A 6,652-nucleotide genomic window follows, 5' to 3' on the forward strand; every position below is an offset into this window, starting at 1 on the left:
GGCAGACGAGCCACCACCCACTGGAAGCTACTGGAAACCATGCAGGCAGAATTCCCAAAGGTGCGCGTCGAAAGCGGTCCGCTCTATATCCAGGACGAACATATCTGGACATCAGGTGGCGTCAGTTCCGGCTTTGACCTGACGTTAGCGTTAGTTGAAGAGGATTACGGCTTCAGTCTGGCGCGCGACGTCGCTCAGGATTTCGTCATGTACCTGCGCCGTCCCGGGGGACAACTCCAGTTTAGCCGCTACAACCTTCAGCAGACCAGCACCCTGGGCCCGATTAACGATCTGCTCGCCTGGCTGCTTGAGAACCTCACCGCCGATCTCAGTGTGGATAAACTGGCGGAAAAAGTCGCCATGAGTCCGCGTAATTTCACCCGCGTGTTTACCCGAGAAACGGGCGCATCACCGGCACGCTACGTGGCCGAAGCCCGTTTGGCCGCTGCCCGACAGCGTCTGGAGCAGACCAACGAGACGCTGGAGCGTATCGCCGAACAAACAGGATTTGGTAGCAGCATTAACCTGCGACGGCTGTTTGAAAAACAGCTTCACCTGACGCCTGGTGAATATCGCCAGCGCTTTCACTGTCGTAAAATGGCGTAAAGTGATCCTTTTTTGTCATTTACGCCAACACGTGACCGGCCTAAATTTACTCCAGAGACAACAGATAAGGAGTTCATCATGGTAAAGGTCGGTATTAACGGTTTTGGCCGTATCGGACGTAACGTACTGCGTGCTGCACTGGGTAACCCGGAGATCCAGATCGTGGCAATCAACGATCTGACAGACAGTAAAACGCTGGCGCATCTGCTGAAATACGACTCGCTGCTCGGTAAACTCGACGCCGACGTCACCGCCGGTGAGGGGCAGTTGGTGGTTAACGGTAAATCCATTACCGTGTTCAGCGAACGCGACCCAGCCAACATCCCATGGCGTCAGCGTGAAGTCGATATTGTCATTGAAGCAACCGGCTTCTTCACTGAACGTGACAAGGCGGCGGTGCATATCCACAGCGGTGGCGCAAAACGAGTGATTATCTCCGCCCCCGGTAAGAACGATGATTTAACCATCGTGATGGGCGTTAACGATCACCTCTACTCCGCGGATAAACACTTTGTCGTCAGCAACGGTAGCTGCACCACTAACGGTCTGGCACCTGCCGCACAGGTTTTGCACCAACATTTCGGCATTAAGCATGGTTTGATGAATACCACCCACGCCTATACCAACAGCCAGGCGCTGCACGACCAGCCGGAAAAAGATCTTCGTGGTGCCCGCGCCGCTGCATTGTCGATTGTGCCCTACTCCAGCGGTGCCGCGAAGGCGCTTGGCAAAGTCATCCCGGAGCTGGAGGGTCGCTTAACCGGTTACTCGCTGCGCGTACCGGTTCCGGTGGTGTCCATTGTCGACCTGACCGTAACGCTTGAGCGGGATGTAACAGCAGAGGAGGTCAATAATGCGTTTCGTGACGCCGCCGCGACAGGGCCACTGAAAGGGATCCTCGGCTATAGCGATGAACCGCTTGTCTCAAGCGACTATCAGGGTGATCCGCGCTCATCCATCATCGACGGCCTGTCAACGCTGGTGATTGGCGGCAATATGGTCAAAATTCTGGCGTGGTACGACAACGAATGGGGATTCTCTAATCGCCTCGTCGACCTGGCACTGCTAATGGCAAGGCACGAACGTTAATCCCCTGTTCTCACACTCTCTCTAAATCCACGCCAGGCGTGGATTTTTTTATATTTGTCACGTGTTTGTCGCAGTGACAATCGCGCACAACGTCACGTCCCCCATTTTTAGTCGTCACCTTACGATGCTGCTGGGGTGACGCGTTTAAAAACGTTAGTGATAACCCGACAAAATAATAAATCGCCATCACTTTAACGGTCAGTTTATTAATCAGACAGTTGCGACCATAATAAAATGAGTAATGCGATCTTATTTGAGGATTCCGGCATGATCACCTTTTATCAACTTACAGCCACCCGTCTGCATGGTGAGCCCGTCTCTATGGCCGACTACGCTGGCAAACTGGTTCTGGTGGTCAATACTGCCAACCATTGTGGCTTCACGCCGCAATATGCAGGCCTCGAAGCGCTTTACAAGAAGTACGCCGCGCAGGGTCTGGTGGTGCTTGGTTTCCCCTGCAACCAGTTCGGTAATCAGGAGCCCGGCGGGGCCGACGAAATCTCGCAAACCTGTCACATCAACTACGGAGTGAGCTTCCCGATATTTGAGAAAGTGGAAGTCAACGGTGCGGCTACGCATCCGGTGTTTCGTTACCTGAAAAACGAATTACCCGGCGTGCTGGGTGGACGTATCAAGTGGAATTTCACTAAGTTCCTGATCGGGCGTGACGGCAAACCGCTCAAGCGTTTTGCGCCGTTCACTACCCCTGAGAAAATAGAAACCGCGATCCTTGCTGCGCTTAAAGTCTGAGCGCACCTGTCATTCAAACCGTCCCCATTATGCCCCAGCGCACTGTCTGAATAAAAAACACGCTGCAAAATCAACAAAATATAATCAACTTGCTTAATTACTCTGCAATCGCGTGAGTTCAGGAAGAAAAATGCTATTTCCCTCTTGCCTCATTCGGTCTGTGCCGCTAATATTCGTCCCCGTTGTCACCTACAACGTTGCGTTCATAGCTCAGTTGGTTAGAGCACCACCTTGACATGGTGGGGGTCGTTGGTTCGAGTCCAATTGAACGCACCATCTTGCGTCCGTAGCTCAGTTGGTTAGAGCACCACCTTGACATGGTGGGGGTCGGTGGTTCGAGTCCACTCGGACGCACCAAATTATTTCTATGATTTGGTGCTATTTCCCTTCGTTGCTCCTCATAATTTATTTATATCCCCCTGTTCGTAACCTTAAGCTTAATCATTACTCCGTATGATGCTGGCACAAAGCGATAGGCCAAAGACTTCTAAACACTATGCTCAGCGCGTATCATTTATCCTCTTCGCAAACCTTTTTCGCCAGAGATCGGATACCATGCCCTCTTCCATTATTCTGTTTGCCGCGGGCAGTTTACGCCTGGCATTTGCCCCTTTGATAAGCCAGTTCTCGCGCCATAGTGGAATAGACGTGAAAGTGGAATATGGTCCGGCCGGTTTATTACGCGAGCGTATTGAAGCCGGTGAACCGTGTGCGCTCTTTGCCTCAGCCAATCGGGAGCACCCGCAACGCCTGCTGGCTTTGCAAAAAGCTGTCCTCACGCAAACCTTTAGCTGGAATCAACTGAGTCTTGTCAGCAACCGAAACGGAGCCTGGCTGGATTTGCTCCGCGACCCAACGCTACGAATAGGTACATCCACGCCCGGCTGCGACCCTTCCGGAGACTATACCTGGGCATTTTTCGACAATATGGATGTAGTGGATCCAGGACTCGGACAACAGCTTAGGGCGCGCGCCATCCCGCTGGTTGGTGGGCGTGATACGGTGAAAATCCCGTCTGGTGAACTGGCGAGCGCCTGGATCCTTCGCCAGGGACTGGCCGATCTGTTTATCGGCTACGCGCATTACGCGAAAACGCTGCGCGCCCAACCCGACGTGCATTATGTAGCTATCCCTGATGAGCACAATATTCGCTGCGAATACCAACTGGCGGTGCTCGACGCATCCAACGAGGTGATGGCGCTGGTTAAATTCATGCTCTCCAACGGCGGTCAGGCGTTTCTTACCGCCGCCGGGTTTTTACCTCTTAACGACGAACAGAAAACAGCGGTGCGATAAACGGCGTCGGGTGGTTCTCCACACGGAGTTTTCGCAGCGGTAAGCCATAGGCCAGGAACAGATTCTCTTCCGTCACAATGCTATCCGTTGGCCCTGCCCGCCATTTTCCTTCGGGGAGCAGCAGCAAAGTATGGGTGGCTATTTGTAACGCATGCAGCGGATCGTGGGTCGAAAAAAGAATGCTGCATCCCTGTAGATGGGCCAGATCGCTGATGAGCTGAAGCACCACCTGCTGATTGGCGAGATCCAGCGCGGAGCACGGTTCATCAAGCAGCAGCGTTTGACACTCCGTCACCAGCGCCCGGGCTATCATCACCAGTTGCTGTTGCCCCCCGGAAAGTAAGCTAAACGAGTGGGAAGCAAGCTGGGCAATATTTAACTGCTCCAGCGCCTGGGTCGCTCTTTGTTGATCCTGCTGGCTGGGTTGCGCAAAAAGCTTCACGTGCTGTACCCGCCCCATCAGCACCACGTCGCTCACCGTATAAGGAAATGGCAGGTGGCAATGCTGCGCCACAATCCCTATCCCGCCGTCAATTTCAATGCTGCCGTCCAAAGCTGGTAGCGTGCCGGTTAGCGTATCGAGCAGCGTACTTTTACCCAGGCCGTTACGTCCCAGCACAGCCCAGATCTCACCTTTCTGGCAACTGAATGTAAGCGGCTCAAATAGCGGCGCGCGATACCCATAGGTAAGCGTATTTACACGCAATGCGGCAGGTTTCATGATGTCTCCCGGCGGCTGGAGCGGATGAGTAAAAAAGCAAACAGCGGCGCGCCGAATAATGCGGTGATGATCCCAAGCGGTATCTCCGCGTGCATCAGGGTACGGGCAATATCATCCACCACAATCATAAAACCGCCTCCCATCCAGAAGGCGCACGGCAGTAGACGACGATGATCAACCCCCACCAGCAAACGCGCCAGATGCGGAATAACCAGCCCAACCCAGGCGATACTGCCGCTGACCGCTACCTGAGCGGCAACTAAAAAAGCGCAGCACAGCAAAACGCTGCGTCGCAGAGGAACCACCGCGACGCCTAGCGATCGGGCATCTTTATCATTGAGTGATAACAGGTTTATCCGCCAGCGTAGCTGGTACAAAACTGTCGCAGCGATACCAACTGGAATCGCCAACAGCAGAACTTTATGCCAGTTAGCCGTCGCAAAGCTGCCGAGCAGCCAGAACACGATATTGGGTAACGTTTCTTCGGTATCAGCCTGATACTGAATCAGGCTCACCAGCGCGGCAAAAAAACCACTCAAAATGATACCCGACAGGATCAGCACCAGCGTATTCTCCAGCCCCTGCAGCGCAGCAATGGCATACACCAGGATCAGCGCCGTCAGACCGAAGAAAAACGTTGAACCCATCATCAACCACGGCGACAGGCCGAGCAGAATAGCCAGCGTTCCGCCAAAAGCGGCCCCGGACGTCACGCCAATAATATGCGGGTCGACCAGCGGATTATGAAATACCCCTTGCAGCGTCGCGCCACATAACCCCAACGCACCACCCGCCAGCAGCGCCATCAGAATTCGCGGTAGTCTGACAGTCCAGATAACCTGACCGGCAATCCCTTCAGCGTCGCTATAGTGCATCAGGTGATAAAAGACTTCGCTTAATGACAGCGGATATTGTCCGAGACACAACGAACCAAGGCCCAGCAACAGGACCGTCGCGATTAAGAGTGGTTGCTGGAGTAAAATGCGCTTACTTAACTGCATCAGGCTGCCAGTTCACACCATAAAAACGCTGATAGTAGTCTTGCGCCTGCGCATCAACATCCACGTCTTTATAGGCGTCCGGGTACAGTTTTTTGGCCATCCACAGCTCACCAATCGCTAACGCTTCAGGCATCGGATAGCCCCAGGCTTTGGCGTACTCAGGCATCAACCAGACGCGATGATTTTTTACCGCATCAATCCCCTGCCAGTTAGGATCGTTTTGGATCTCCGTTACCACCTGCGGGTAGCGATCCTGAACAAAAATTACCTGCGGGTTCCACGCCAATACCTGTTCCAGCGCAACCTGACGGGCGCCTTTCACACTGGCAGCCGCCACGTTTAGCCCACCCGCGTGCTGCATCATAAGTCCCGTGTACTTCCCGGAGCCGTAAGTCATCAGGTCGGGGTTAGCCATATAAATACGGACTTTTTGCGCATCCGGGATTTTTGCGACCGGCGCATTGAATTTTGCCCGCGCCGCAAAAACGTAGTCGATCAATGTCTCAGCTTGCGGTTTGCGCCCCACGACATCCGCAATCAGGCGAATCCCCTGCTTTAACCCTTCGTTGTAGACCTGCTCTTCATCGGCCATGGTCGGGTTCATTTTATTCTGTTGCCCGGCTGCATCCTTGCGCAATGAGATTGCCACGACCGGAATACCGACGTTCTGAATCTGCTGGATCATCTCCGCAGGCGCATAGTTGGCGACAAAAACCACCTGTGGATGAATCGCCAGTAGGCTTTCGATATTCACGCTGGTGAGATCGCCCGGCGTCGGCAATGTGGCAATTGCCGGCATAAAGCGCGCAAACTCAGGCCCGAGCTGTTTTTTCCAGCTCGACATCACGCCAATAATGTCCTGCTGAGCATTAAGCTGGACCAGAATATTCAGCGTCTGGTGTTGCAGCACGACCACTTTGTCGACGTGGTCCGGTATCGTGACCTGACGACCAAGCTGGTCGGTGATCGTACGGTCGGCCTGGGCAGAGAACGCAAACAACATGCTGGCGCATACCAGCACAAAAGAGCGGAAAGTTAACATGGGATACCATCTGGATAGCGGAGTAAAAACGATGTGTATTAAATTATATAACGATATAACAGGCAACCCATTCGCGATAAATACCGCACGACACACGAGGAAGATCAATTTATGCCGACAAAAAAGCCGACGGTGATGACCACCGTC

Annotated in this window: 7 protein-coding genes and 2 tRNA genes; 6 read left to right on the forward strand and 3 right to left on the reverse strand. The window is 53.5% G+C overall.

Annotation, left to right across the window (positions count from 1 at the left end):
* The 6 genes from FDW87_RS22655 to FDW87_RS14200 form a co-directional block, all read left to right on the forward strand.
* A partial coding sequence (locus FDW87_RS22655; RefSeq protein ID WP_252363185.1) for a GlxA family transcriptional regulator occupies positions 1-606 on the forward strand: 606 nt, incomplete at its 5' end.
* 78 nt (positions 607-684) lie between these two features.
* The gene (gene gap / locus FDW87_RS14175) at positions 685-1,695 is read left to right on the forward strand and encodes a type I glyceraldehyde-3-phosphate dehydrogenase (protein ID WP_137379867.1); all 1,011 of its coding nucleotides are present in this window, start codon (positions 685-687) and stop codon (positions 1,693-1,695) included.
* A gap of 267 nt (positions 1,696-1,962) precedes the next feature.
* Entirely contained in the window at positions 1,963-2,445 is a 483-nt protein-coding gene (locus FDW87_RS14180; RefSeq protein ID WP_137379868.1) for a glutathione peroxidase, read from the forward strand.
* Between the two features lie 199 nt (positions 2,446-2,644).
* Positions 2,645-2,721, forward strand: a tRNA-Val gene (locus tag FDW87_RS14190).
* Positions 2,722-2,725: 4 nt separating this feature from the next.
* A tRNA-Val gene (locus FDW87_RS14195) sits at positions 2,726-2,802 on the forward strand.
* 198 nt (positions 2,803-3,000) lie between these two features.
* Positions 3,001-3,741, forward strand: a complete 741-nt coding sequence (locus FDW87_RS14200) for a substrate-binding domain-containing protein (RefSeq protein WP_137379869.1) — start codon at positions 3,001-3,003, stop codon at positions 3,739-3,741.
* Here the strand turns inward: FDW87_RS14200 and FDW87_RS14205 are convergent.
* From FDW87_RS14205 to FDW87_RS14215, 3 genes are read right to left on the reverse strand one after another with little or no spacing between them, the layout of a single operon-like run.
* Complete coding sequence (locus FDW87_RS14205; RefSeq protein WP_137379870.1) at positions 3,710-4,462, reverse strand: ABC transporter ATP-binding protein; 753 nt, start codon at positions 4,460-4,462, stop codon at positions 3,710-3,712. The genes FDW87_RS14200 and FDW87_RS14205 overlap by 32 nt on opposite strands.
* Positions 4,459-5,463, reverse strand: coding sequence for an iron ABC transporter permease (locus FDW87_RS14210; protein ID WP_080858734.1), 1,005 nt, complete (start codon positions 5,461-5,463; stop codon positions 4,459-4,461). Before FDW87_RS14210 ends, FDW87_RS14205 begins: the two co-directional genes overlap by 4 nt.
* A complete protein-coding gene (locus FDW87_RS14215) occupies positions 5,450-6,505 on the reverse strand; it encodes an ABC transporter substrate-binding protein (protein ID WP_137379871.1) in 1,056 nt (351 codons plus the stop codon). Before FDW87_RS14215 ends, FDW87_RS14210 begins: the two co-directional genes overlap by 14 nt.
* Between the last annotated feature and the right edge of the window lie 147 nt (positions 6,506-6,652).

The organism is Citrobacter sp. wls826 (assembly GCF_005281245.1).
In the GTDB taxonomy this organism is placed as follows: Bacteria; Pseudomonadota; Gammaproteobacteria; order Enterobacterales; family Enterobacteriaceae; genus Citrobacter; species Citrobacter braakii.